Annotated in this window: 20 protein-coding genes and 1 pseudogene; 12 read left to right on the forward strand and 9 right to left on the reverse strand. The window is 47.8% G+C overall.

Going from position 1 to position 25,462, the window contains the following annotated elements; genetic code table 11:
- Nucleotides 1–41: 41 nt before the first annotated feature.
- Together AAC052_RS02765 and AAC052_RS02770 are read right to left on the reverse strand one after the other, a co-directional pair.
- The gene (locus AAC052_RS02765; protein ID WP_339810753.1) at nucleotides 42–1,079 is read right to left on the reverse strand and encodes a type IX secretion system membrane protein PorP/SprF; all 1,038 of its coding nucleotides are present in this window, start codon (nucleotides 1,077–1,079) and stop codon (nucleotides 42–44) included.
- Nucleotides 1,079–5,494 (reverse strand): PKD domain-containing protein, encoded by a 4,416-nt coding sequence (locus tag AAC052_RS02770; RefSeq protein ID WP_339810754.1) that lies wholly within the window; start codon nucleotides 5,492–5,494, stop codon nucleotides 1,079–1,081. Before AAC052_RS02770 ends, AAC052_RS02765 begins: the two co-directional genes overlap by 1 nt.
- 278 nt (nucleotides 5,495–5,772) lie before the next feature.
- Between AAC052_RS02770 and AAC052_RS02775 the strand changes: the two genes are divergently transcribed.
- The 12 genes from AAC052_RS02775 (at nucleotide 5,773) to AAC052_RS02830 (ending at nucleotide 17,410) form a co-directional block, all read left to right on the forward strand.
- Complete coding sequence (locus tag AAC052_RS02775; protein WP_339810755.1) at nucleotides 5,773–7,395, forward strand: CTP synthase; 1,623 nt, start codon at nucleotides 5,773–5,775, stop codon at nucleotides 7,393–7,395.
- A gap of 24 nt (nucleotides 7,396–7,419) precedes the next feature.
- Entirely contained in the window at nucleotides 7,420–9,240 is a 1,821-nt protein-coding gene (gene yidC, locus AAC052_RS02780; RefSeq protein WP_339810756.1) for a membrane protein insertase YidC, read from the forward strand.
- A gap of 248 nt (nucleotides 9,241–9,488) precedes the next feature.
- Nucleotides 9,489–10,277, forward strand: coding sequence for an AAA family ATPase (locus AAC052_RS02785; RefSeq protein WP_151997090.1), 789 nt, complete (start codon nucleotides 9,489–9,491; stop codon nucleotides 10,275–10,277).
- Entirely contained in the window at nucleotides 10,277–11,188 is a 912-nt protein-coding gene (locus AAC052_RS02790) for a ParB/RepB/Spo0J family partition protein (RefSeq protein WP_317490051.1), read from the forward strand. Before AAC052_RS02785 ends, AAC052_RS02790 begins: the two co-directional genes overlap by 1 nt.
- The gene (locus tag AAC052_RS02795) at nucleotides 11,188–11,844 is read left to right on the forward strand and encodes a DUF5683 domain-containing protein (protein ID WP_339810757.1); all 657 of its coding nucleotides are present in this window, start codon (nucleotides 11,188–11,190) and stop codon (nucleotides 11,842–11,844) included. The genes AAC052_RS02790 and AAC052_RS02795 overlap by 1 nt, the downstream gene beginning before the upstream one ends.
- A gap of 2 nt (nucleotides 11,845–11,846) precedes the next feature.
- The gene (gene dapB, locus AAC052_RS02800; RefSeq protein ID WP_339810758.1) at nucleotides 11,847–12,581 is read left to right on the forward strand and encodes a 4-hydroxy-tetrahydrodipicolinate reductase; all 735 of its coding nucleotides are present in this window, start codon (nucleotides 11,847–11,849) and stop codon (nucleotides 12,579–12,581) included.
- A gap of 285 nt (nucleotides 12,582–12,866) precedes the next feature.
- Entirely contained in the window at nucleotides 12,867–13,958 is a 1,092-nt protein-coding gene (gene lepB, locus AAC052_RS02805) for a signal peptidase I (protein WP_339810760.1), read from the forward strand.
- 181 nt (nucleotides 13,959–14,139) lie between these two features.
- Nucleotides 14,140–15,135: a D-glycerate dehydrogenase gene (locus AAC052_RS02810; protein ID WP_339810761.1), complete on the forward strand. Its 996-nt coding sequence runs from the start codon at nucleotides 14,140–14,142 to the stop codon at nucleotides 15,133–15,135.
- A gap of 68 nt (nucleotides 15,136–15,203) precedes the next feature.
- Complete coding sequence (locus AAC052_RS02815) at nucleotides 15,204–15,653, forward strand: SRPBCC domain-containing protein (protein ID WP_339810762.1); 450 nt, start codon at nucleotides 15,204–15,206, stop codon at nucleotides 15,651–15,653.
- Between the two features lie 123 nt (nucleotides 15,654–15,776).
- A complete protein-coding gene (locus tag AAC052_RS02820) occupies nucleotides 15,777–16,187 on the forward strand; it encodes a DoxX family protein (RefSeq protein WP_339810764.1) in 411 nt (136 codons plus the stop codon).
- Nucleotides 16,188–16,298: 111 nt separating this feature from the next.
- The gene (locus AAC052_RS02825; RefSeq protein ID WP_339810766.1) at nucleotides 16,299–17,078 is read left to right on the forward strand and encodes a glutaminyl-peptide cyclotransferase; all 780 of its coding nucleotides are present in this window, start codon (nucleotides 16,299–16,301) and stop codon (nucleotides 17,076–17,078) included.
- A gap of 2 nt (nucleotides 17,079–17,080) precedes the next feature.
- Nucleotides 17,081–17,410, forward strand: a complete 330-nt coding sequence (locus AAC052_RS02830; RefSeq protein WP_339810767.1) for a putative quinol monooxygenase — start codon at nucleotides 17,081–17,083, stop codon at nucleotides 17,408–17,410.
- A gap of 31 nt (nucleotides 17,411–17,441) precedes the next feature.
- Here AAC052_RS02830 and AAC052_RS02835 read toward each other — a convergent pair whose 3' ends face one another.
- The 7 genes and pseudogenes from AAC052_RS02835 to AAC052_RS02865 all read right to left on the reverse strand — a co-directional run.
- Nucleotides 17,442–18,710, reverse strand: coding sequence for an alpha/beta hydrolase-fold protein (locus AAC052_RS02835; RefSeq protein ID WP_339810768.1), 1,269 nt, complete (start codon nucleotides 18,708–18,710; stop codon nucleotides 17,442–17,444).
- Nucleotides 18,711–18,746: 36 nt separating this feature from the next.
- The gene (locus tag AAC052_RS02840) at nucleotides 18,747–19,823 is read right to left on the reverse strand and encodes a M56 family metallopeptidase (protein ID WP_339810770.1); all 1,077 of its coding nucleotides are present in this window, start codon (nucleotides 19,821–19,823) and stop codon (nucleotides 18,747–18,749) included.
- Nucleotides 19,820–20,191, reverse strand: coding sequence for a BlaI/MecI/CopY family transcriptional regulator (locus tag AAC052_RS02845; RefSeq protein WP_317490040.1), 372 nt, complete (start codon nucleotides 20,189–20,191; stop codon nucleotides 19,820–19,822). The genes AAC052_RS02840 and AAC052_RS02845 overlap by 4 nt, the downstream gene beginning before the upstream one ends.
- A 176-nt stretch (nucleotides 20,192–20,367) precedes the next feature.
- Nucleotides 20,368–21,642: a serine hydrolase domain-containing protein gene (locus AAC052_RS02850; RefSeq protein ID WP_339810771.1), complete on the reverse strand. Its 1,275-nt coding sequence runs from the start codon at nucleotides 21,640–21,642 to the stop codon at nucleotides 20,368–20,370.
- Nucleotides 21,643–21,825: 183 nt separating this feature from the next.
- The gene (locus AAC052_RS02855) at nucleotides 21,826–22,956 is read right to left on the reverse strand and encodes a YncE family protein (protein WP_339810772.1); all 1,131 of its coding nucleotides are present in this window, start codon (nucleotides 22,954–22,956) and stop codon (nucleotides 21,826–21,828) included.
- Between the two features lie 24 nt (nucleotides 22,957–22,980).
- The gene (locus tag AAC052_RS02860) at nucleotides 22,981–24,960 is read right to left on the reverse strand and encodes a hypothetical protein (protein WP_339810774.1); all 1,980 of its coding nucleotides are present in this window, start codon (nucleotides 24,958–24,960) and stop codon (nucleotides 22,981–22,983) included.
- A 294-nt stretch (nucleotides 24,961–25,254) separates the two neighbouring features.
- A pseudogene (locus AAC052_RS02865) lies at nucleotides 25,255–25,462 on the reverse strand (hypothetical protein); the annotation flags it as partial.

Below are 25,462 nucleotides of genomic sequence, written 5' to 3' on the forward strand. Positions count from 1 at the left end.
CACCCTAATTTGATTATAGAAAGGCAGGCCAGTCCTGCCTTTTACTTTTTACTCGCTTTACCATAGAAGGAAGGGCAGGGCAGAAATTTATCTTTCCGCTTCACTTTCGCCGGGTTGGTGGTATCAAAACGGTACTGAATCGAAATTTCATGAGCGCCTCCTGTGTCTGCTCCAAGCCTTGAAATGCTGGCATCGTAGCTGTAGCCAACATCGAACGCAAGAAACCTTACTCCCATCAATAAAATAACTGCATCGTGGTTAATAAAGCTGGTGCCATTGTCGGCAAATGGTATTCCACGGTACCACAGTCCGAAAATAATCGGTTCGTAGAGAAATGACGCCCCCACGTCCAACTGCTGAAAGGTACCCTGCGACTTAAAGACAAAACTTGGAGAAATACTCGACGGCGCCTCACCTCTTTGGAAGGTTTTGTTTCCAAGCGGAATCTGGATTCCTCCATGAATGGAATACTTCATGGGTAGCTTACTTGATCCTTCCAGAAACGACTGATTGGGCTGGTTGAGGTGATGGAAGCCCGCTCCGAGCCAAACCCGCCGGTTGTACATCAAAATGCCCGCACCGGTGTCAAGATACTGAACCGGTGTTATTTGACTAGCCACCGGATCAGACGATGGCACACCATCGACGCCAAAATCAATCTGATCCCCAAATATGATTTTTGTGGGATCAATTCTTCTTGATGTATAGCCCAGGTAAATGCCTGTGCTAACGACCCACTTTTTATTGAAATTAACTTTGTAACTGTAGTTTATAGCGCCTGAAGTGTTCCTTAGCCCAGCCGACCCAGCCTGTTCTGTGCTTAACAGTAAGCCTACCCCGCTGTTGAGGTTTTTCATATTGTAGTCGTACGAAAGGGAATAATTATTGAAAGCCTTTGGTAAACTTGGCCACTGAATCCGGTTGTTTACCGTAATGCGTTGGTGCTCCTCCGTGCCAGCAAAAGCCGGACTCAGATAAAGGGGTGCCGAGTAGTATTGGGAGTATTGAAAATCCTGGGCCTCCGCAGCCAGGCTATAAAAAAAAATCAAGACTACAATAAAACTACTTTTGTTCCCCATCACCTTATAAGCGTTACGTCCCCAACTTTCTCCTGCCTTTGTCCATTGATGTAGGTAAGCTCAAGCTTGTATACGTACACATCCTGTGGAGCCATCCTTCCATTGTAGTAGCCATCCCATCCCCAGTCCACGTTCGTGCTTTCAAAAATCAACTGCCCCCATTTGTTGTAAATCAACATGCGGAAATCAACGACCCCCTGCGTGCGGGGCAAAAACATGTCGTTGAAAGAACCAGTGCCACCTTCTCCCCCTCCGGGCCCCAGCGTACTTGGGGTAAAAGCATTGGGCACAACAACGCTACCGCCTTCAATCGCCAATACAGCACTCTGTCTTCTAAGGGTGTCGGCGCAACCATTGTCAGTTTTCACAATAAGAGTGACGCTGTACTCACCCTTCTCCGCATAATAATGCACAGGGCTCTCCTCAGTCGAAAAATTTTCATCCCCAAAATCCCAAAAGGCAGAATCATAAGCCTGGCTCAGGTTAGAGAAAAAAACGGGTTTGCCGGGTAAATAGACCTCCCCTGGTCTCAAATCGAAGGCTGCTATTGGTACCTCAAACACCTCAATAATTGCCTCCTTGGTCTCGGTGTCCGAATTGCCAATGCTGTTTTGTCCAGTCAAAGTCACTGAGTATGTCCCCGGTTCGTTGTAGATATATCTTGGATTCACTGCGGTGGAGAACCCCTGGTCATCGCCAAAGTCCCAAACGAACTTGGTCGAGTCTGCAAATTGACTGGTGTTGTTGAATTGCACCGTCAAAGGCCTGCAGCCGCTGTAGCGATCAGGAACGAAGTCTACTTCAGGAACGGTTGGGTCGATCACAACGGTTCGTTCAACTGACTCCACACAAAAACCATTCGTGACTTCCAGCTGGATCGTGTAGCTCCCTGCTCCAGGAAAAGTATGCACTTCAGGATCAGCAACCAACGACTCAGTGCCGTCGCCGAAATCCCATAGGTATTGAAGATTTTCGCCTCCTGTGGTCAGGTTTTGGATACTTACATCGACATCCGGCAGAATAAGACGTTCGGGTGTGGCGAGAAAATCCACCACAACTGGTTGATTTAAATTTTCAACTTCAAATGAAGCTTCCTCAGTGCTGCTGACACAACCTGCTGAGTTAGTTGTTTGCAGCGTAACGGTTGAAGAGACATCCGGCTGCCCAGGGTCAGGCCGGCTATAGATGAGCGTTAGCAGGTCGTCGTCTTCCACCATTTGATCGGGGCTGGCAGTCACTACCCAGTCGTAAGCCACCAACCCTCTTTCATCTGCCTCCAAAACCACTGTCTTCGTCAGGCAACTGTCAAGAGATTCGCTAACAGTAAATGTTCCCGAGGGAACTGGATCTACCCGCACTATCTGCTGTGAGTCTGTGATGCAAACACCTTCCTTTTCAGCTGACAAGGTAATCCTGTAGAGCACATTTCTTCTCAGCGAATTGGTCAATGTATAGGCAAGTGTATTGAAATTCGCCGGGCCTTTTTGTACTGTCAGCGGAAAGCCATTCAACACACCGCCCTCCCCTTCAATCGTCCATGTATAGCTGTCCACGTCGAGCTGGGCTGTCGCTAAACTTACCTCAAACGCTCCTGTCAGCGGAGAACAGTTTGGCATCAATGGGTCATAGTAAGGGTCGGAGAAAGCTGAGTTGAAACCGGGGTTTACCGCAACAAATATTGTATCTGCCCGGGCCGAACAACTGTTGAAAGCGTTTGCTACCAGATTAACTGCATAGGTCTTCTGACTTGTCCCATTGTTTTGAAAGCCATAAGGTAGTGTTGCTCCAAAAAAATTGACCGTATCCACGTCGCTGTTGTCGAGATCAGTTACCAGCAGTTGATAGTTAACCGGGCCTGCCTGGCTAATTTCATCTGGCTGTACACTCTCGTTGGTGAACACCACCTCTTCGCCAAAGCAAACGGGTTCTGTATAGCTTGACGAAAGCGAAGCCACCGGCGTTTTTTTCACCTCTACCTCAAGGCTAAAAACTTGAAAACACTGCCCAACTTGCGTCGTTACCCTGAGTGCTACCTGATATACGCCAGCCATTGAAATCAAAGGCTCTGTTTCCCCTGTAACATCACTCCCATCCAAAAACCATTCGAAATCGCTGTTATCAGTTCTTCTAAGCTCCTGATTAAACGTTACCCCATCGTAGCTGAAGTCCCAATCCCAAAACTCTACCACATCTCCATTTACAGACACCGGAACAACATTGTTAATTCCACTAAACCTGGTTCGTTCCCTCTCGCATACTTCCGTAGCTTCAAACGATGCCGTCGGCAGGTCATAAATAGTGATGTGCACTTCAGTGCTTGCCGAACACCCCGACGTGAGGTCATCAACGACTAGCTCAACCCGGTAAACGCCGGGATCATTAAAGAACCTTTGCACTGGCGTGACTGGATTCACAACAGAAGAGGAAATAGTTGCATCATCATCCACTGCATAAAAGTTCCAGGTAAAATCTGTGTTGCCGGGGTGAGGGTTGACAGACGAAGGATCGAGGTCAAAGTAAAGAAACTCTCCAGCAACAACTTTGCAAAATGTAGTGGGGTGCGCTGCGTTGGAAGCATCCTCCACCGAAATAACCGGAACCGGCACTGTATTCACTGTGATAGTCGTTTCGAAGAGATCGGAGCACATCCCGGTTTGCGTGGTCACTCGCAGTGCCACTCTGTAGCTCCCAGCTACGGAGATAGTAGGCTCCACTTCACCTACTACCGGTGCCCCGTCCAGGTACCAGTCAAAATCGGCATTGTCAGTTTTTCGCAGTTCCTGATTGAAACTGACCCCATCGTAGCTAAAGTCCCAATCCCAAAACTCCACCTGATCGCCATTCACCACCACCGGAATGGAGGTGACCTGGTCAGCTATGGTGTTGAATGATGACCTGTCACCCTCGCACACATTGGCCTGGCTGGTAAAGGTAGAAACGGGCGTGTCGTAGATTGTGATATCCACCACGTCGGTTGAGCCACAGTTGGTGAGGTTGTCCATCGCCTCCACTTCCACACGGTAAACCCCCGGATCCACCATCGTTCTCAGAATGGGCAGGGCTGGATTGGGGAGGCTGGTGTTTATGGTTCCAAAGTCATCTTTTTCGTAGAAATTCCACGTGACATCTGTATTTCCAGGATTAGGAATAGAAGATGCAGCGTCGAGGTTAAAATAAATGTCCTGACCACCGACAGCGCCGCAAAATGAGGTGGAAATTGGGTTTCCAACGATGTCTTCGACGGACACTACCGGCTCGGGAACGGCGTTCACGGTTACCTGGAAGGCTGGGGTGGTTACCACCTGGCAGGAGAAAACGTTGGCGTTATTGTTCGTTACCGAAACCGTCACGTCAAAGGGAGTTCCCCCATTGTCGCTGGTGTAGGTATGTGTCGGATCCTGGTCCGTCGAAACAGGGCTGCCGTCTCCGAAATCCCATTCGTAGGTATATCCCGGCAAAGGTGTGCCGCCAAACTCAAAATCCACCGCCTCGCCCACACAGTAAGGCCCGGGAACTACGGTGTTGACAATTGGATCTGGTGGCGCAATTATTCTGATAATCGCCTGCTGGGTCACGGGCGCATTGCCTGTTGGTACACCACCAGCATCCTCATAAGGATTGCACTGGTTCCAGTTCTCCAGCCGAATGTGGAACTCCTCGCCAATAGTAGCTGTGGCAGGCACAGTTACTGTCAACGACTGGTTGCCAGGAGCGATGGGATTGAGCACTGGAGAGGGGACGTGATCAAAAATGGGCTCCTGAAAAGGAAAAGCGACCGGGTTTCCATCTACCAGCACGGAGCCTGTGATGTCGGTAAAAACACCATGTGTCCAGCGTGTCCATCTGGGCCTATTATTAAGCGTGCTTATCGCTGCGGCATCAGTACAATTCCAGGGGCTCACGTCATCGAAATTCACGTCTACAGAGGTTCCGGCGCAGACCTCCACCAGCATGGGTGCAATGGTGATATCACTTCCGCCATCTCCAAAATCATCAGTATTGAAAACTGCAATTTCGGCTGTCACCGTTGTCTCGTCCACTGTGTAACACGAGCTGACAACCCAGCAGGTGATGTCCAGCACGCAAGTGCCGGAAGTATTGGCTTCAGAATAAGTGTGTGGTTGGGGAGTGTTGTAGTTTATTCCTGCCTGAATTCCAGTAGAGCCAACGTTAATGACAGTCTCCGCTGTGCCGTCACCCCAATCGATATGAATTTCGGCATTGTCATCCAGCTGGCTGTACAGTGGTTGAAACTGTATCATTAAGCCAGCCCCAGTGGCACAACCGCTGGGTTTGTCTAGAAAACGGCCAACGCCAAGCGGGCCGGGAGGGCACTGAGCATGTCCTTGCAAAAACAAGAAATACAAGAATACACCTGAAATGCCTTTTACAATTTGCTGGTTGATGGCAGGCATACCCAAAGGTAGTGCATGAAATTCAAAAATAAAATAATTAACATTTAATCTTTAAATTATCATATTATTGCTTCATCAATAGCACTAATACAACATCCAGCCATTCCTCCTTTTAGTCCCAAACCGGGCAGTCCAGAGCTGGCCTCACTTAAACCGGGCGCCACAACCGATCGGTCAGGAAATTATACTTCTGTTCAATTGAAATTCTATATTGTTTAATTATTTCAGTTTTAGGCCTACCTTTGTGTCCCGAAAGAATATTTCGGAACTCACCTCTTATGTCCAAAGCAAAATACATCTTCGTAACGGGCGGCGTTACGTCTTCATTAGGCAAAGGAATCATCTCGGCATCTCTCGGCAAGTTACTGCAAGCCAGAGGCTTTCGGGTAACGATCCAAAAATTTGACCCTTATATCAACATCGACCCGGGCACCTTAAACCCCTACGAGCATGGTGAGTGTTACGTAACCGATGATGGTGCAGAAACCGACCTTGACCTTGGCCACTATGAAAGATTTCTCGACATAAAAACCTCTCAGGATAATAATGTCACCACGGGGCGTATATATAACAATGTTATCACAAAAGAACGCCGGGGAGATTTCCTGGGGAAGACCGTGCAGGTGGTGCCACACATCACTGACGAAATAAAAAATAACTTTTATAAACTGGGTGAAACAGGCGACTACGATATCGTCATCACTGAAATCGGTGGCTGCGTAGGTGATATTGAGTCATTGCCGTTTATAGAAGCTGTTCGCCAGGCAAGGTTTGAATTGGGCGTTAATAATTTCGTTTCCATTCATCTCACACTTATTCCTTACCTCAAGGCTGCGGGTGAGCAAAAAACAAAGCCGACACAGCATTCAGTAAAGCAACTTCTGGAAGCGGGTATTCAGCCCGACATTCTGGTTTGCCGGACCGAACATACCCTTACCAGCGAAATCCGCAAGAAGCTGGCGCTTTTCTGTAACGTAGCCAGCAACTGCGTGATAGAAGCACAGGATGCTGAAACCATCTACGACGTGCCCCTTCTCATGAGAAAAGAAAAGCTGGATGAAAGAGTACTCACCAAGCTGAAGCTTTCTCATAAGAAAGAACCTCAAATTGACCAGTGGAAGGAATTCCTGGGCAGGCTTAAGAATCCGACAGACGAGGTAAGAATTGCCCTTGTTGGTAAGTATGTGCAACTCAAGGATGCCTACAAATCTATAGCAGAAGCTTTTGTACATGCGGGCGCTCACAATGAATGCCGGGTGGAACTGTCGTGGATTAACTCTGAAGAACTTGACGGCGACAATGTAGTGCGCCTTTTGAAGGACAAACATGGCATTTTAGTAGCGCCAGGATTTGGTGAACGTGGCTGGGAAGGCAAGCTTCAGGCGGTAAAATATGCCCGTGAAGACAAAATACCTTTCTTCGGAATTTGCCTTGGTTTGCAGTGTGCTGTAATTGAATTCGCAAGAAACGTACTAAATATACCGAAGGCCAACTCTACAGAGATGGATCCGAAGACAAAAGCTCCCGTCATTGATATGATGGAAGCTCAGAAAAAAGTAACCAAAATGGGTGGCACCATGAGACTGGGGGCGTATGCATGTGAGCTGAAGAAAGGTTCGAAAGCTTATTCGGTTTACGGCCATTCAAAAATTATGGAGCGCCACAGACATCGTTATGAATTTAATAATAAATACCTGGAGCAATTTGAGGAAGCCGGATTTATTGCCACGGGTATTAACCCCGATACAAAGCTTGTAGAAATAATGGAATTGAAAGACCATCCATGGTTTGTTGGTAGTCAGTTTCATCCTGAGCTTAAAAGTACCGTGATGAACCCCCATCCACTTTTTGTCCGCTTCGTGAAGGCCGCTCTTGCCTTTAAAAAAGAAACATATAAATAAAACATCACCTCAGAATAACAAATAATGGATAGACAGCAAGTAATTGGGATGGTCATGATGTTGATCTTGCTCACCGTTTATTTTACCTTTTTTGCCCCCGATCCTCCAGTTGAAGAGCCAATAGTAGCCACAACCGAAAGCGTGGTGCAGCCCTCGCAGGTTTCCAGAGATACTACCACCGCAGCTTTTACGCCGTTGGCCGATTCAATAAAAGACGGTCAGTTGAAAGAAAAGTTTGGCGCATTTGCAGCCATTGCGTCAGGTGAAAACAGCGAAGTTGCCCTGGAAAATGACGACATCAAAGTGTCGATCAACACCAAGGGGGGTTTTGTTTCCTCAGTAGAGCTAAAAAACTACAAGACGTACAATGGCGAACCACTGATCCTGCTGGATGAGCAAAGCTCTGAAATGAACCTGAGCTTTGGTGGCCAAAACAGGAACCTGAGGCTTGACGATTTCTATTTTAAGCCTTCTGTTACATCAAAGAAGGTATCGGGCAACGATTCTGTCACAGTGACTCTTAGAGCGTCTCTAAGCACTGGTCAGTACATCGAACAGGCTTACACAATCTACGGCAAAGGCTATGAGATTGGCTATTCCCTGACTACCAAAGGCCTCGACAACTACCTTAGTCAGGAGCCCGTTGTGTTTCAGTGGAAAAACGACGTAAAAAGAGTTGAGGCCGACCTGAAAGACTCCCGTATACGGACTACCATTAACTACTACACACTTGCCGGTGAAACTGACGAGCTCAGCGCCACATCGGAAGGGCTTGAGGAAGAAACAATCAGTGAGTCCATTCAATGGGTAGCCATCAAACAGAAATTCTTTACGGCGGCTATTATAGCCAATGATGGTTTTTCTGGTGCTTATGTGGCCACCAAGTATACCGTAGCCGACACCACCAAGGTAAAAGAGGCCATGGTGAGCCTGACCCTTCCATCCGAAAGATGGAAAAACAGTGGTGTGGTTGGTAAATTGTATTTTGGGCCTAACGAATACAATACCCTTAAAGATGTAGCACCGGAGTTCAGCAGTAATATCAACCTGGGCTGGAGTATCCTGGGCTGGATCAATAAAGGGTTTACGATCCCGGTTTTTCATTTCCTTGAAGGCTTCATCACCAACTACGGTATCATCATTATCATTATCGTGATTCTGATGAGACTGATACTTTTCCCGCTCAACTACAAGTCGTACATGAGCATGGCGAAAATGAAGGTGCTTAAGCCAGAGATAGATGAAATCAAGGCGCAGTACCCTGACGACATGCAAAAGCAGCAGTCGGAAACTATGGCACTGTACCAGAAGGTTGGTATCAACCCTCTCAGCGGCTGTATTCCCATGTTGCTGCAAATGCCGATTCTGTTTGCCATGTTCTATTTCTTCCCGAACGCCATCGAGCTCAGGCAAGTGTCCTTCCTTTGGGCGCATGACTTGTCTACATATGATAGTGTACTGAACCTGCCCTTCGTGATCCCATTTTATGGTGACCACGTTAGTTTGTTCACCTTGCTGATGACCGCTTCTACCATACTTTATACCTGGAGCAACAGCCAGATGACCACAGTGCAGGGGCCAATGAAAACGCTTCAGTACATCATGCCGATTACGTTCCTGTTCTTCCTGAACTCCTACGCAGCTGGCTTGACTTACTACTACTTCGTTTCCAATATCCTGTCATTTGGCCAGCAGACCCTCATCAGACGGTTTGTGGATGAAGACAAAATCAAGCTGAAACTGGAAGAGAACAAAAAGAAGAACGCCAACAAGAAAAAATCGTCGTTTCAGCAGCGACTGGACGAGGCCATGAAGGCAGGCAATGCTTCGAGGAAGAAGAAATAGGTTATTGGTTATTGGTTATTGGTTATTGGTTAATAGTGGCAAAAAACTATTAACTGATAATCTTTAACAAACAACTTTTCTCCACTGTGAATTACCCGTGGATAACTTGGGGATTACCAAATAAGCCATTCACTAACAATTCTTCTTTATTCATCTATATTTGTGCTTCCCCCAAGAAGACCTTTGTTAAATCAGTCGCTTATTTGGAGGTTTAAACCAGTTTCCTGAACCAATTTTTGGATTTTCTCATGGGCAAAATCATTTCGATTGCGAACCAGAAAGGCGGAGTAGGTAAAACAACCTCGGCCATCAATTTAGCTGCCAGCTTAGCCGCTTTGGAGTACAAGACCCTCATTGTAGATGCTGACCCTCAGGCCAACTCTACGTCGGGTGTTGGCTTGAACCCCAAGGAAGTGGAAGTTAGTATTTACGAGTGTATGGTGAACGGAGATGATCCGCACGATGCCATTGTGAAAACGGATTTGGAGTACCTGTACCTGATGCCTTCCCACATTGACCTGGTAGGTGCCGAGGTAGAAATGGTGAGCATCAGCGGCAGAGAAGAAAAAATGAGAACGGCTCTTGGGCTGGTCAAGGATGAGTACGACTTCATCATCATCGACTGTTCTCCATCACTAGGCTTGATCACAATCAATGCCCTTGTTGCCAGCGATTCGGTAATGGTACCCGTTCAGTGCGAGTACTTCGCCCTTGAAGGTTTGGGAAAACTCCTGAATACTATTAAGATCATTCAGTCCAGGCTTAATCCAGAGCTGGAAATAGAAGGTATTCTGCTCACCATGTACGACGTGAGACTGAGGCTTTCTAACCAGGTGGTGGAAGAAGTAAATACACACTTCAAGTCACTCGTGTTTGAAACAATCATACCTAGAAATATTAAGTTAAGTGAATCCCCAAGTTTCGGCCTACCGGCTATAGCGCACGATGCGGAAAGCAAAGGAGCTATCAGCTATCTCAACCTGGCCGAAGAAATCCTAAAAAGGAATGAAATGAGGATTCCAAAAGTGAGCGCTTGATGACGGACAATAAACTACCTAAAAGAAGAAATGCTTTAGGAAGAGGCCTTGGAGCCTTGCTTGACGACAATACCAATACTTCTGAAAAGCTGAGCGGTTCCGGCGCTGGCACGGCCAACGCTATCGGTGAGATTCCTGTGGCGCAAATAGAGGTCAATCCGTTTCAGCCACGAACTGAGTTCAACAAAGAAGCTTTGGCTGAGCTTTCTGAGTCCATCAAGGTTCAGGGCATTATTCAGCCAATTACCGTCAGGCAGTTAAGCAAAAATCAGTTTCAGCTGATCTCCGGTGAGCGCCGTTTGCAGGCATCAAAGCTGGCCGGACTCGAAAGCATACCCGCTTATATCAGAACAGCCGATGACCAGCAAATGCTGGAAATGGCTTTGATTGAGAATATCCAGCGGGAGAATCTCAACAGCATTGAAATTGCTCTTTCCTATCAAAGGCTTATTTCCGAATGTAACCTGAAGCAGGAAGAGCTGGGTGACAGAGTTGGTAAAAACAGAACAACTGTTACCAACTACCTCAGGCTTTTGAAGCTTCCTCCTGATATCCAGATAGCCCTGCGTGATGGCAGGCTTTCTATGGGCCATGCGAGAGCCATTATTGGCATCGACAATCCTGCCACACAGCTGAGTATTTTCAAGAAAATTATCAGCGAAGATCTTTCTGTCAGAAAAGTGGAGTCGTTGGTAAGGGAATACACTCAAAAAGCTCCTGAATCACCGAACCTCAATAAAACGGCTAATCCTTCGTTATCACCCGAAGTAAAAAACCTCCAAAATAAACTATCTTCGCACTTTGGTACCCGGATCTCGCTTAAGGCAGATGAAAAAAACAAAGGAGAAATTAGAATACCCTTTGTTTCTACCGAGGACCTCAACAGAATTTTGGAAATACTGAACATCTGATGTTCCGAAAGGAAGCTTTAAAATTGATAGCAGCTGCACCTGCCTGGAGAGTTATATCTTTGGCGGCGTTGCTGCTTTTTTTATGTCAATTTGCCCAAGCTCAGGAAATATCAGGAGACTCAGTTGAAGTAGTAACCGGCGAGCCACTGATCATAAGAGGAGACAGTGTTTCAAACCTCCCGAAGGGCATTATGCTCAAAGAAGAACTAAGCAAACTTGACCCTCAAAAAGCCGCCATGCTTTCCGCTATATTTCCTGGCATGGGCCAGGTCTATGTGGGCCAGGTGTGGAAAGTGCCAATTTACTATGGCGCCTTTGTCGTTTTAGGGCATATGATCTATACCAATAACCGGCTTTATAACATTTTCCGGCAGTCGCTTTTTGCTGAAATAGACGAGGATCCTAGCACGGTGAACCCATTCCCAAGGTTCAACGAAACGGCACTCCGGCGAAATACACAGAGTTTTCGCAGAAACAGAGAGTATATGATTATCATTACTGGGGTGGTGTACATGCTCAATATTGTAGACGCACATATCGCTGCCCACCTCGACGAATTTGACATAAATGACGAACTTGTCATCAATTACACACCCACTATTGGCAATATAAATGGCTACGCCTACGCAGGCCTGGGCATTAAAATAAGTTTTTAAGGATGAAGATATTTTTAGTTGGCTATGGAAAAATGGGTAAGACCATCGAAAAAATAGCCATTTCACGTGGACACGAAATTGCAGGCACACTTGAAAATCAAGTTGAGAATGTTGGAAAGCTTGTGAAAGACAGCGGCGCCACCATCGCCATAGAGTTCACCCAACCAGAAGGTGCCGTAAAAAACATCCTCTCTCTAATGGAGGTAAATATCCCCACAGTGTGTGGCACCACAGGCTGGCTTGGCAAATGGGATGAAGTGGTGAGCAGTTGCGAAAAAAACAATGGTGCTTTTTTCTATGCTTCCAATTACAGCCTGGGTGTTAACCTTTTTTTCAGGCTAAACAGAGGCTTGGCGAGGCTGATGAAAGACTACCCTGAGTACAAAGTAGGGCTAAAGGAGATTCACCACACTGAGAAAAAAGACGCTCCGAGTGGTACTGCCATTACGCTGGCGGAAGGAATTCAAAAAGAGCGGCCGGAATTCTCCAAACTGATCAATGACAAATGCGACAACCCTGGTATACTGGGTATTGAATCCTTTAGAATGACCAACGTGCCAGGCACACACAGCATACACTACACATCGCCAATCGACGAAATAGAAATCAAACATACGGCGTTTAGCCGGGAAGGCTTCGCCCTTGGGGCTGTAGTGGCTGCTGAGTGGCTGCTCGACAAAAAAGGAGTGCGAGGCATGGATGATTTGATGGGGTCAAAAGAAGGTGAAAAATTTTAGTTATTATTGCGGGCGAATAGCCCGAATTAATTAGAGACACAGATGAATTAGCCATAAGGAAAACTGCACGCTGAGAGCATGAACATACATGTAAACCATCAAAATGTAAGCTCAAAACGGTGTCTGTAATTCCCTTTGGCCGCTGAAAGCAAACTATACTCAAATGAAATAGCCATAAGGAATAACATACCCGAACGAGAGTGAATAAGCCATGAAAAGCTAAATCTTCACTTTGAAACGGAATCAGCTATTCCATCTGGCCATTGAAGAATAAATTTTATACAGATGAAATTGAAGTTTTTTGGTAAAAAGGAAGAAAAGGAGCAAGTGAAAAAATCTCCCCTGAGAGAATGGTTAGATGCCATTGTATTTGCAGTGGTGGCAGCTACGCTCATCCGGTGGATTTTCATGGAAGCATTCACCATCCCCACCCCTTCTATGGAGAAATCTCTGCTTGTTGGCGACTTCCTTTTTGTGAGCAAAGTGTCGTACGGTGCCCGCACGCCTGCCACACCTCTTCAAATACCTTTAACGCATGCCAAAATCTGGGGAACCGACATCCCCTCTTACCTCGACTGGATCCAATTGCCACAGTATCGTTTGCCAGCCTTTAGCGAAGTGGAAAGAAACGATGTGGTGGTATTCAACTACCCACCTGAGTTTGAGCATCCGGTAGATTTAAAAACCCATTACATTAAGCGCTGTATTGGTATCCACGGCGATGTGGTGGAAGTGAGAGAAGGGCAAGTGTACGTGAACGGCGAAAAGGGAGAAAATCCGGAACTGATGCAGTACAGGTACTTTATAAAAACTGATCAAAGGATCAACGATCGGGTGTTCGCCAAGTACGAGATCTCTGAGCACAATCAGCTTCAGGGAGGGTATTTGGTCCATACCACCCCAGCCACCGCCGAACTATTGAAGGCAGAACCTTTTATAGAAGATGTGATAAGCACCTTGATGCCATCTGATCAGCCCAACCCACGCATTTTCCCCGACGCCAACTATTTCCCATGGAATGCCGACAACTGGGGGCCTCTTGAAATACCCTACGAGGGCATGAAACTTCAGCTAAACGACACACTCGTTGCCAAGTATGGCAGCACCATTGTTGACTATGAAGGGCATAAAAACGCAGAAGTAAAAGACTACAAATTATATATTGACGGACAAGAGGTAACGGACTACACCTTCGGACAGGACTACTACTTTATGATGGGTGACAACCGCCACAACTCTGAAGATTCCCGTTTTTGGGGATTTGTGCCAGCTGACCATGTAGTGGGTGAGGCTGCCTTCATCTGGCTTTCACTCGATGCACAGGAGAGCTTCCTGAATAAAATCAGGTGGCGCAGGTTCTTCAATCTGATTGATTAACTATATTGTTGAAACTTCCCAGGCGTGATAATACGGGCCATCCTTTTTTAGGGGTGGCCCTTTTTTATGTAGCTGCAAGCGAACACAAACGACACTGTCATTTGTTACATCAGTAAGCAGCCTTCAAAACCAATAAACCCAGTTTGGCTGTTATCTTTGCATCAAACCCCATCAAGTTGTTATGAAAAGACCGGCCCACGAAACCAAAGTACTTGTAGCCAGAGAAATTCCAGACCTCGGTATCAACATGCTAAAAGAGGCTGGCTTTCAGGTAACGGTGTGGCCAGGGAAGGTACCCATGACGCAGCCAGAGTTGATTGAGAAGGCGAACCAAATGCACGCCATCCTTACCCTTAGTGCTGACAAGTTGAATGCGCATTTTTTTCAGGAGTGTAACCATCTCGACATTGTATCACAATTTGCAGCGGGCTACGACAACATCGACATACCGGCCGCCACTAAAGCGGGCATTCCCGTAGGCAATACGCCTGGTGCCATGAGCGATGCCACTGCCGACATAGCCTTCGGACTGATGCTGGCCGTGAGCAGGAAGTTCTTTCACATGCATAAAACCATTGGCCGGGGAGAATGGGGTGCCTTTCAGCCAAAAGCCAACCTGGGCTTGGAGCAAAAAGGGAAAACGCTGGGCATCTTTGGTCTCGGGGCCATCGGCATGGAAATGGCCAAACGGTGCCACGGTGCCTACGACATGGAGATCATTTACTGCAACCGCAGCCATAACGAAGAAGCAGAAAAACGCTTTGGAGCTAAAAAAGTGAGCTTCGATGAGCTGCTGGAGAAAAGCGACGTTATCTCTGTGCACAGCGTACTCAGCGATGAAACCAGAGGCATTTTCAATAAAGCCGCCTTCAGCAAAATGAAGCCGACAGCGATCTTTATCAATACTTCCCGTGGTGGCACTCACAACGAAACCGACCTTATCGAAGCGCTGCAGTCAGGCACGATCTGGGGAGCAGGGCTTGATGTAACCAACCCCGAACCGATGAAATCGGATAACCCTCTGCTCGAAATGGAAAACGTGGCTGTGCTGCCCCATATTGGCTCTGCTTCGGTGAATGCCCGAAATGAAATGTCGAGAATGGCGGCCGTCAATATTATCGAATTCTACAAGACTGGCAAGGTTCCCTATATCATCAACCCCGAGGTACTCAGCTGAGCCACTGACATAGGGTTGTCAGTAGCTAATGTTTCTTTGTTGTATGTTTCATCTAAAGCCGTTGCTTCATGCCCAAAGAAATGACCATCAAAAACACTGTTACTATTGCTGCGCCTGCCTCCAAAGTGTGGGACGCCCTTGTCAACCCTGAGCACACCAAAAAATACATGTTTGGCTGCGAGCCCATCACCAACTGGCAGCCAGGAAGCTCCATCAAGTGGATTGGGGTGTTTGATGGCAAAGAAATAGAAGCCGTAACCGGCAAGGTGGTCAGCATAGACAAAGGAAAATCGCTGGCCTACACCACGTTCGATCCCAATGGTACCTACTCCGATTTGCCTGAAAACCACCTCGTCGTTACGTATTCTCTGGTGGAGAAAGGTGGGAGCACTGAGTTCACTGTCACCCAAGGAGACTACTCAACAGTGGCCGAAGGGCAAAAACGGTATGATGATACGATGAATGAAGGGGGCTGGGCTGGCATTCTGGAGCAGATCAAAGGCATTGTGGAGGCCTGAATTGTGCTTTTTTGACAATTGAAGCCATACTATCCTGAAGTATAGTGTAAGTAAGTCTTTTAAAAGGCCATTTTTCATCTTAGATGTATGTACATTCAATAACAATACATCCATCAAAACATTATGGCTACAGAACAAAAACAATCAAAAGTGCTCCACATCATACTTTGGGTGGTGCAAGTCGTTCTTGCACTGGCTTTCGGCATGGCAGGCTTCATGAAGCTTACCGCCCCAATTCCCGATCTCGCTGCCCAGATGGTGTGGCCCGGCGACATACCGGCCGCACTTGTCCGTTTCATCGGCGCTTCTGAGCTGGCTGCAGCGTTGGGTTTAATTCTTCCCGCCCTCACCCGTATCAAGCCGATACTTACAGCCTACGCTGGCTGGGGATTGGTCATCGTCATGCTGCTGGCTGCCTTGTTTCATTCCAGCAGAGGCGAATACTCCGGCATTGCCTTTAATCTGGTCTTTATGGCATTGGCCTTCTTTGTGGGTTGGGGAAGGTCGAAAAAGGCGCCGATTACAGCAAAGTAACTGTAAGATCGTTTGTTGTTCATTCAGTAGCTGTTCTCAGGAAAGTTGAGTCTATTTTTCTAATAGAGAAAGTAAAGTAATTAAATTGCCAGGAAAAGTAGACTGTACAATATGACTTATAAAAGCTTTTCCTGGCTTATCATTACCGTGTTGGCAGCGGCCTGTACTTCAACCGAAAAAAAGGAAGAAGCTACGTCGGATAGAATAGACTTTAAAATCCACAGCCAATTACCTCATGACACCGGCTCCTTCACCGAAGGATTTGTTGTGCACAATGGCAAGCTGTATGAAAGCACCGGCGAGGAAGGCCGCTCCTGGTTTGGCGTACTTAATATCAAAACAGGCAAGCCGGAAAAGAAGGTAGATTTGGCCGAAGAGTACTTCGGTGAGGGCATTACTATCCTGAACAACAAAGTGTATCAGCTCACCTGGAAGAACCAGCAGGGCTTTGTTTACGACCTGAACACGTTCGAAAAAGTGAATGAGTTCACCTATGAAACAGAGGGCTGGGGGCTTACCCACGATGGCAAAAACCTGATTATGAGTGATGGTAAAAGCAGCCTGTTTTATCTTGACACTGCATCCCTCAAAGTCACGAAAACACTTCCTGTTACCTACCAGGGCCAGCCGGTAACCATGATCAACGAATTGGAATACGTGAACGGATATATCTTCGCCAATATCTGGCAAACCAATTCCATTGTGAAAATTGATCCTGCCGATGGTGAGGTAGTAGGCGTTCTCGACCTCTCTGCCCTGGCCGAGCAGGCCAAATTGAAGAATCCACAAGTGGATGTACTCAACGGCATTGCCTGGTATGAGGGCACCAAGTCGTTGCTGGTAACAGGTAAGTATTGGCCTACTATCTATGCACTAAAACTGGAAGAATAAACATGACAGCTGAAACCAACACCAAATACGGCTTATTCGGAAAGCTGAAGGCCAAACCTGGAAAAGGCGATGAACTCATCGCCATTCTAATGGAAAATGCACAGACTGACAGCCCCATGCCGGGTTGCCTGCAATACCTTATCGGCAAAGACCCGGACAACGAGGAGCTCATCCTCATATCTGAAGTCTGGGAAACAAAAGAGGATCATGCTAACTCGTTGAAGCTGGAAAGTGTGAGAGCCGCCATAGCCAGGGCCATGCCGCTGCTGGACGGGATGCCTGAGAAGGGCATTGTTTGGGAAGTAGTGGGTGGATTGGGGCTAGCAAGCTAACCCACCCAACAAGGTTTTTCATCGCCAACAGCTACTTCTTCTCTAGCCTTTTCATCCTCTCAGCATAGTACTCATCCCCGCTAAGCTCAAAAGCTTTTGTCACGTTAGCCAGTGCATTGGCATTGTCGCCTTGTGACTCGTAGTAATCCGCCATTGAGTCATAAGCGTTGGGGCTTTCAGGGTAGTACTCAATCCCCATCTTAAAAAACACCTCTGATTTCGCTACCTGCCCCATTTGGAGGTACATGTAGCCTGCCTGGTTAAAAAGCTCCTCCGGCATGGCTGGGTACGAATAACCAAAGTGAGCCTTCAGCACTTTCTCCCGCTGTTTGATTAATGTGAGCAATTCATCCAAAGTTGTGTCAGGGCTGCTGTATTTTGTGGGCGACTGAAGCTGGTACCACTCAAACTGCCTGATGAGCCCATCACGCAAAGCGGGCAGCGGCACAGTCCAATGATAGTCATCGGGATACGTCTTCCACGAAAAGGAAAGTCCGTTTTGTTGCTGGCTTTCTGCGAACCTGGAAAATTCAATGATAGAACGGCCGAACAGGCTATATTCCGAGGTGTCCTGCATCACGTTATCAAGGGTGACTGATTCATCAAGCATGTGTAGCTGACCAGCGCCTAATGCCACAAAAAGCGATTTTCTCTGGAACTGCCGACTTTTTAGCGCTTCCTTCGCTTCTTTCATAAGCTTTTGGTCGTCCCAGTCAAGGCTCGGGTCAATGGCGACATAGTTGTCAAATAATTCGGTGTGGTTAACCAGCGTGTTGATGGTGAACAGGCCGCCGTAAGAATGCCCGATCAGCGTCCTGAACGGTGAGGCTGGGTACTTGTCGTCCACATAGGGAATGAGCTCTGTTTCCAGGAAACGGGTGAAGGCTTCAGCACCGCCGGTGGCCTCTCTCACTTCGCCCCCATTCCGAAACTTGACTTCAGAAGTGGTCAGGTCCCGGGTGCGGTTGGTGCGGTTGGAAATACCCACCAGAATCATGTCGGGCAGGTGGTGGCCCGTGTAGTAGCTATACACAGCCGCCAGCGCACCCAACTGCGCACCGCCGTCCAATAGATAAATGACCGGGTAAGTCGTCTTGCTTTCCGGGTTGAAGCCTTCAGGGAGCTGCACCCAGAAATCTCTCTGCTCTTTCAAGACTTTCGAATAGACGCTGTCTTTCATCCCCAGCTGTAGCAGGTAAGAAGACGGCTGCGCTTGGCTGCTGGCGGTGTGGACGCTGATGACCAGGCCGGCCAGCGCCAGGAAAATTTTTGCATAGTTGTTCACGCCATGATAGTTCATATGATGGAAAAATTGGATGTAGTAATAAGATTTGATTTACTGAGGCTGCATGCTCTGTTTCATTTGCTGCCAGTCTTCGTCGGTGAGTGGCTCAAGGTAAGCGGGAAGCTTATAGACTGATGTCCGCTGTCCGTTGCTCATGTTTTTATAGATGGCCATAAGCGTGTCGTATTGCCCTTTTGTTTCTATGGGCAACAGAATCCCCTCCTTCAGGTCTTTTTCGCTCATTTCACCCGTTTCGAGTATCTCCTGCATACCAGCTGTGTAGCGCCAGTAATACAGCATCTCTTTGCCCGACACGCCCGGATTATCGGAACAGGAGATCAAAATGACTGCCAGCAACGGAACAATGAACACTTGCTTCAGTGCGTACATACTGCTTTTTCCCCTTGTCATCATTTGGAATCGCTGTTTCGTTGGAGAAAAATTGAAACCGCTGACCATGTTCAATGGTCGTCGGCCATCAAGATAGCTCAGCAGGATGTTCTGATAGTGGCGGGTATCGTGCGTTCTGAGCACATCACCATCGGCCAGAAACTCATGATTGAGCTGCATAGCCTTTTTGTACCTCCCCACCATTGGGTTGATCCAAACGAGCACTTTCACCAGTTCCACCAGGAAGATATCGAGCGTATGCCACTGCTGCACATGAGTCAGCTCGTGCTTTAGCAGTTCCGGCGGGATGGCTTCAAACTGCGCCTTGTTGATGAAAATATAATGAAGGAAGGAATACGGCGTAGTGTCCTCCGTTAGAAGCACCACCGTTGCCCGGCCGTACCTGCGCTGTTCATGTCCAGCAGCTTTCCTTAGGAAGCGGTAAATATCCACGCCAAAACGCACCAGCAGCACAGCTACCACCAACAGATACACAGCTCCGGCCAACCACTCCCAAAAGAAATAATTCGTTGGCACATAGGGTTCAACAGCTGTAATGGTACTTTTAATACTTTCCGATGTATCGATTGAAACAAGCGGCACCACCAGCGACGTCGCCAGGCCACCCAGCAGCACCAGTCTTTTGAAGCCGTGCCCCTTTTCGTTCTCAAAAAAAGCTTTGTAGAACACGTAGACAATAACCAAAGACAAACTGAAGCGGATGACGTAAATAATCATTTGTCTGATGCTTTAAGTTGATCATCAATCATATCACGAAGCTCGAGCAGTTCCTCTTTGCTCAGCTTGATGTTCTTTGTAAAAAAGGAAGCAAACCTCCCCGACGACCCCTGAAAGAAAGTAGTTATCATGTTTTTGACATAAGAGGTAGAATAGTCGGACTTGGCTATCAGCGGGTAATAAGCCCTTGAATGACCTTTGGCCCGAAACCCAATGGCTCCTTTGTTAGTCAGCCTCTTCAGCAGTGTGGCAATGGTAGTTACTGCAGGCTTTGGCTCCGGGTAAGCATCGATCAGGTCCTTCATATAGGTTTCGTCGGCTTGCCATATGTAATTCATCAATTCCTCTTCCTTTTGTGACAACTTCATCTATGATGCGCTTTGGTTATTTACACTGCTCTACAAATGTAGAGAAACTTTTCTATTCTACAAGTGTAGAGTACAAAAAGTCATCCCAACGCAACGGCCCTTCAAAAAGATATCCCCCAGGCCAACCTCGTAAAAGTCGACCTGGGGGATAAATAATGTCGCCTAAATTGATATGTTTACCTCACATTCTCAGGCACATACGGCCCATACACCGCATCCCTAAACTTCTTGTGCACCTGACCAGCAAAGGGCATGATCTGCACGAACAGCACTGCTGTCAGGTCGTTCGCCGGATCCACCCAAAACAAGGTGCTGGCAGCGCCATCCCAGAAAAACTCGCCTACTATGCCATGGTTCTCATCGGCTGATGCTGGCGGGCGCAGCCTCACAGCAAAGTCAATCCCGAAACCTACCTGGCCTTTGCTGGGGAGCCACATTCGCTCTTTGATATTTTCATCCAGGTGATTAGTTGCCATGAGCTTTACCGTTTCGGGCTTTAGAATAGCTGCGCCATCCAGCGTACCCTCATTCACATACATCTGAGCCAACCGCATGTAGTCGTCCACGGTAGAGGTAAGGCCAAAGCCTCCCGGGGTAAGCGCCCAGTGGTTGATATTGAAAGAATGGGCGGACGAATCGGGCAGCTGAGTGAGCGTACCATCCTCATTTCTTCTGTATATGGCCGACATCCGGCTGCGATCGCCCTCAGGTACGAAATAGCGGGTTTCGGTCATCTTCAAAGGATCAAGCACGTTCTTCTTCACGTATTCACCATAGGGCATGCCCGATAGTCGTTCTACCAGAAAAGCCTGCACGTCTACTGAAGGACCGTAAGCCCACTGGGTGCCCGGTTGAAACATCAATGGTATGGCACCCATCTTTTCTGCCATCTGCACGAGGGTGTTCTCTCTGTTGGCAGGATCAACTGCCCTCAACACATCACCCAGGCCAGGCATATTCGGATTATTGGCAAAGCCTGCTGTGTGACGGGTAATGTCTCTGATAGTAATCGGACGATCCAGTGGCTCCAGTATCATTTCTCCTGAAACAGAGTCAATCCCTGCAAACACCTTCATGTCGGCAAACTCCGGTGCGTATTTCGATAATGGCTCATCAAGCTGGAAAGCGCCTTTGTCGTAAAGGGTCATCAGCGCAGCGCCAGTAACAGGTTTGGTCATTGAGTAAATGATAGCGATGGTATTTCTATCCATGGGCACTTTGGCCTCCCGGTCGGCATAGCCATAGGCATTGAAGTATACTTCCTTACCTTTTTCAAAAATCAAAGCAGAAGCACCAGCCACCATACCAGTCTCAACAATGGCATTGAGCGTGGAATCAAGTCGTGCCGTGGCTTTTTCATTATTGGCAACCACACCTGCTTCTTCTTTGGGAGTGCTACAGGCAATAAAGCAAAGTAAGGGAATGACAAAAAGGTATTTGATGGCTTTCATAGTAGCTAGAGTAGTTTTGATGGATATGTTTTGTTACCGGATTACAATGGTTTCGCTTAATAACCCGGTTGATAAAGATAGTGAAGCATTTTGGTTAAAACCACCATAGCGTAAACAGGCTGGGTAGCTACAAAAAAAGGATCAGTCCCCCTGATCCTTTTGAACTCTTTAATCGATGTAAAGCTACTCCATCTTCCAAAAGATAATCCCACCAGCCTGCTTGCCCATGTCGACAGAAGCTACTTTTGTCCCTTTTTTGATATCGATCACATCCATGGTGCCAGGCTCACCGCCAATTCCTTCTACAGAAACGAAAGCGTACTTGCTATCGGATGAAATGGACACGCCATGCGACACTTTGCGGGTGTTCTTTATTCTGGCGGTTTCTTTCGCTTTCTTCAAGTCCCACACACCTGTTTCGGCGCTCCCTTTGTAGGTGGCCACCAGCCAACGGCCGTCCGACGACACGTCCACATTGTAAGGCGCCTTGCCCGTTTTGAAACGGTTGGTGATCGCCCATTTGTCAAGGTCCACCTCCAATATCTCATCTGAGCCATTGCCAGCCACATACACTTTTCTTTCTGTGGGATGAGGAATGGCCCAGGTAGGCTTAACAGCGCTATGATACATCGGTTTGCTAGCTCCCATCATCGAATGATCCATCTTTGAATGATCCATGGCACCGTGGTCCATCCCACCCATGCTGGCCATTGCCGGCTCCTCCTCCTTGCCATCCAGGTTGAGCTTTCTGGTTACTTTCAACTTGGTTGTCGAAATCTCAAAAAGTTCGCCAGACATCATGCCCACCGAATAGTGATACAGGCCATCAGCTGAAATCCTCGAACCATGAGGCATCACTCCGGTTTCTATGCGGTCGATCTCGATCATTTCTTCCGGGTCTACCACCGAGACCGTGCTGGGCACCATGTCGCCGTGCAGGTCAAAGTTCACGCAGTACAAAAGGCCCGTCGCTTTTGACACCTGCAAAGAGGCGGGGAAAAGCCCCAGCCTGACAGTGTCGACTACCTGATTGGTTTCAGTGGAAAACTTATAAAGCGTACCATACGGATTTCCATGTGCCAGAGACAGGTACCAGTACTTTCCATCAGGGCTTACATTGATACCATGCGGCCCTTCAATTTCTGCGGGCCAGATGCCCACGGCAATGGTCTCTTCCACTGTGGCCTTCGTTCCGTCAAATTTGATGAGCGCAACTTCATCCTCCGACTCAGCAGTAACATACACATAGTAATTCTGCGCACCTGCGCTGAAGCCGAAGAAGATGGCCGCCGACAGCAAGAATGATTTGATCATAGTATTCATATGCAAAGCGTCAGCCTACTTAGTTTGTATCTTGGTATTCTCCGGTACAACGGGCCTCAGCTTGGCCGACCACAACCCACTGTTCCAGTCGGAATAGAAAATGTGGCCTTTGTGCGGCTGCGCTCCCCAGGTAAATGGCGCATTGGCTATGTAGCCATCGGGATCTTCCGGCACGATCCAGGCAATCTCACGGCCCTGACGATTCAGGTCGCCCAACAGCTCTCCGCTTAAATCAACTACCCGTACACCTCCGTTGTAGAAGGCTGCATACAGCACATCGCCCTCTATCCAGAAATTGTGCGATCCGGCAAACGGCACCTGAAACCAGGCCACCTCTTTGGGGTTTTTAAGGTCTGTGAAGTCAATGATATGAAGGAATCCTGCCGCTCTACCAGGCTTGCGGCCATCGGGGTCAAGTCCGTAAGGAAACTCCTCGTCGCCGAGAATGACGTAGAATTTACCCGTCTTTTCGTCTTTGTAAGGAAACGCAGCATGGTTCGACCCACTTGGATAGGCATAGCTGGCAAACTGCACCGGGTTCGACGGAGAGCCACCGGCAATGCCATTGCCCACGTCGACCAGTTGCACGCCGTCGTCCCAGTTGGAAGAATAAGCGATGCCATCATGCACCCACACATCGTGAATGGAGTGACCAGGTGTATCCAATTCAAACTCACCTACAATTCTAGGCTTGGTCGGGTCTTCAATATTAATCGAGTAGTATTTTCTACCTGCACTCAGCGCATAAACATGCTTCTTGTAAATGAATACATTGTGCACACCGCCGGTCAGGTTCTCAGAGAATTCTGAGATCACTTTTGCATCCCTTGGGTTGGTCACATCGATAATTACCAGGCCGTTTTTCCTGTTGGAAGCACCTTCTCTGGAGATCACGCAGATTTTCCCGTCTTCAGAAATTTTTACATCGTTCACGGTACGGGCATCTACTTTCACAGAGTCAATCAGCAGCATCCCTGCAGGATTCGTAACATCCCAGAAATAGGCTGTGCCATCGGCGCCCCAGGTGCCAGTTACGGCGTAGTCTTTTCCATCCACACCTTCCCAAATCCAAAAGTCAGACGTGTGCTTGTTGTTGACAGAGCCCTGACCAACCAAATCGATCTTGCGTGAAATATTGCGGTTGTTGGCGCTCACAGTGACAGAAGCTGCAGCCGGGCCACAGGTAGCATTCAACACATAGAGCCCGGGCTGATCGGCCACGAACTTTCCTTCCTTTGTCATTAAACCCGAAGGAGCGGCAGACACATCGTACGACTCACCGGTAAATGAGTAGTTGATGGGTGCGTCTTTGACAACATTTCCACTTTTGTCCATCGCCACGGCAGTCAGTGTAAATACGTCGCCAGATCTGCCTTCGGTCATGTCCGCTTTCAAATCAATTTTTGCAATGGGATTTTCCATTACATTCACCTCCAGCTTTCCCTGCACACCACCAACTGAAGCAGTCAGGGTCACTTTGCCCTTTTCACGGGGCATTATTTTATAGAACGGGGCAACAGCCACCTTGCTTTCATCCGACGATTTCAGCGAGACAGCGACTTCCGGGCGTTCAAATCCAGCTTCATCAGTCACTATCAGCGTAAGTGGCACGTTCACTCCAGCATAAATCTTGTCGGGAATTGGCCCGAAAGCTACCTTGGCTATAGGTGCGGGCGCTATATTGACGGTAATATTCGCCCTGAGCATGGGCTCTCCCGGGCTTATCACTACCACACCATATTCTCCGTGCCTGATGGCCGTAGCCATTCCGGTGCTGTCTACCACCGACAAGGCACGCTGGTTTCTTGAATAGAAAATAAAGTCACGGTCGGCTACCTTTTTTCCGGCGGCATCTACCACCACAGCTTCCAGCTGCATCGACTGGCCGATTTTCATCGACACATTTTCTGAGCCGACTTTTAGAGACAGCTTTTGCGCCTGCAGAAATCCAGCGCTAAGCAGCAGGGCAATAAAGGGGAGTATAAACTTTTTCATAGGTTGATTTTGATTGATGGTTGAATGTAACGAAAAGCTAAGTACTGACCATGATAGAATGGGACAAATGGTGGTGCGGGAGCTAACTCGCCAATCCACGGTAATTTCCTGTCTTAAAAAAACACGCAAAGGCGCAAGCCTGATAAATCAGGCCGCAAAGCCCAATAACTTGCGCCATTGCGTTTCCCCGTTATGAGAATACTAAAAACATGCTTCAATGACTCCTATTGGACAGGCGTCACTTAGCGTTAGCCCAGGGAACAATTCGCCCTATGTTGAACGTATCTAATTCTTCTATTTATCCCATTTTCTAACAGTCACCTTTTCTTCTGTGGGAAAATCCGTCGGAATGGCCTGGGTAACCGCACCGGTGGCCACCCATTCAGCACCCCGCTGTAGCGTGGTGATAAAGCCTGCACATTCCATGGAATAGTCGAAGTGGCCCAGAGCACCTGACTTCATCACTGGGACACCCAATCTTCTTGGAATAATTGGATAAGGT

This window comes from uncultured Imperialibacter sp. (genome assembly GCF_963974565.1).
Classification (GTDB): Bacteria; Bacteroidota; Bacteroidia; order Cytophagales; family Cyclobacteriaceae; genus Imperialibacter; species Imperialibacter roseus.

Excerpts from the sequence above, each read along its gene's own strand:
- AAC052_RS02825 (WP_339810766.1), top strand. The coding sequence starts at position 16,299 with ATGACTTATAAAAGCTTTTCCTGGCTTATCATTACCGTGTTGGCAGCG.
- AAC052_RS02855 (WP_339810772.1), bottom strand. The coding sequence starts at position 22,956 with ATGATCAAATCATTCTTGCTGTCGGCGGCCATCTTCTTCGGCTTCAGC.
- AAC052_RS02790 (WP_317490051.1), top strand. The coding sequence starts at position 10,277 with ATGACGGACAATAAACTACCTAAAAGAAGAAATGCTTTAGGAAGAGGC.
- AAC052_RS02840 (WP_339810770.1), bottom strand. The coding sequence starts at position 19,823 with ATGATTATTTACGTCATCCGCTTCAGTTTGTCTTTGGTTATTGTCTAC.
- AAC052_RS02775 (WP_339810755.1), top strand. The coding sequence starts at position 5,773 with ATGTCCAAAGCAAAATACATCTTCGTAACGGGCGGCGTTACGTCTTCA.
- dapB (WP_339810758.1), top strand. The coding sequence starts at position 11,847 with ATGAAGATATTTTTAGTTGGCTATGGAAAAATGGGTAAGACCATCGAA.
- AAC052_RS02815 (WP_339810762.1), top strand. The coding sequence starts at position 15,204 with ATGCCCAAAGAAATGACCATCAAAAACACTGTTACTATTGCTGCGCCT.
- lepB (WP_339810760.1), top strand. The coding sequence starts at position 12,867 with ATGAAATTGAAGTTTTTTGGTAAAAAGGAAGAAAAGGAGCAAGTGAAA.
- AAC052_RS02820 (WP_339810764.1), top strand. The coding sequence starts at position 15,777 with ATGGCTACAGAACAAAAACAATCAAAAGTGCTCCACATCATACTTTGG.
- yidC (WP_339810756.1), top strand. The coding sequence starts at position 7,420 with ATGGATAGACAGCAAGTAATTGGGATGGTCATGATGTTGATCTTGCTC.
- AAC052_RS02765 (WP_339810753.1), bottom strand. The coding sequence starts at position 1,079 with ATGGGGAACAAAAGTAGTTTTATTGTAGTCTTGATTTTTTTTTATAGC.
- AAC052_RS02785 (WP_151997090.1), top strand. The coding sequence starts at position 9,489 with ATGGGCAAAATCATTTCGATTGCGAACCAGAAAGGCGGAGTAGGTAAA.
- AAC052_RS02845 (WP_317490040.1), bottom strand. The coding sequence starts at position 20,191 with ATGAAGTTGTCACAAAAGGAAGAGGAATTGATGAATTACATATGGCAA.
- AAC052_RS02850 (WP_339810771.1), bottom strand. The coding sequence starts at position 21,642 with ATGAAAGCCATCAAATACCTTTTTGTCATTCCCTTACTTTGCTTTATT.
- AAC052_RS02860 (WP_339810774.1), bottom strand. The coding sequence starts at position 24,960 with ATGAAAAAGTTTATACTCCCCTTTATTGCCCTGCTGCTTAGCGCTGGA.
- AAC052_RS02830 (WP_339810767.1), top strand. The coding sequence starts at position 17,081 with ATGACAGCTGAAACCAACACCAAATACGGCTTATTCGGAAAGCTGAAG.
- AAC052_RS02835 (WP_339810768.1), bottom strand. The coding sequence starts at position 18,710 with ATGAACTATCATGGCGTGAACAACTATGCAAAAATTTTCCTGGCGCTG.
- AAC052_RS02770 (WP_339810754.1), bottom strand. The coding sequence starts at position 5,494 with ATGCCTGCCATCAACCAGCAAATTGTAAAAGGCATTTCAGGTGTATTC.
- AAC052_RS02810 (WP_339810761.1), top strand. The coding sequence starts at position 14,140 with ATGAAAAGACCGGCCCACGAAACCAAAGTACTTGTAGCCAGAGAAATT.
- AAC052_RS02795 (WP_339810757.1), top strand. The coding sequence starts at position 11,188 with ATGTTCCGAAAGGAAGCTTTAAAATTGATAGCAGCTGCACCTGCCTGG.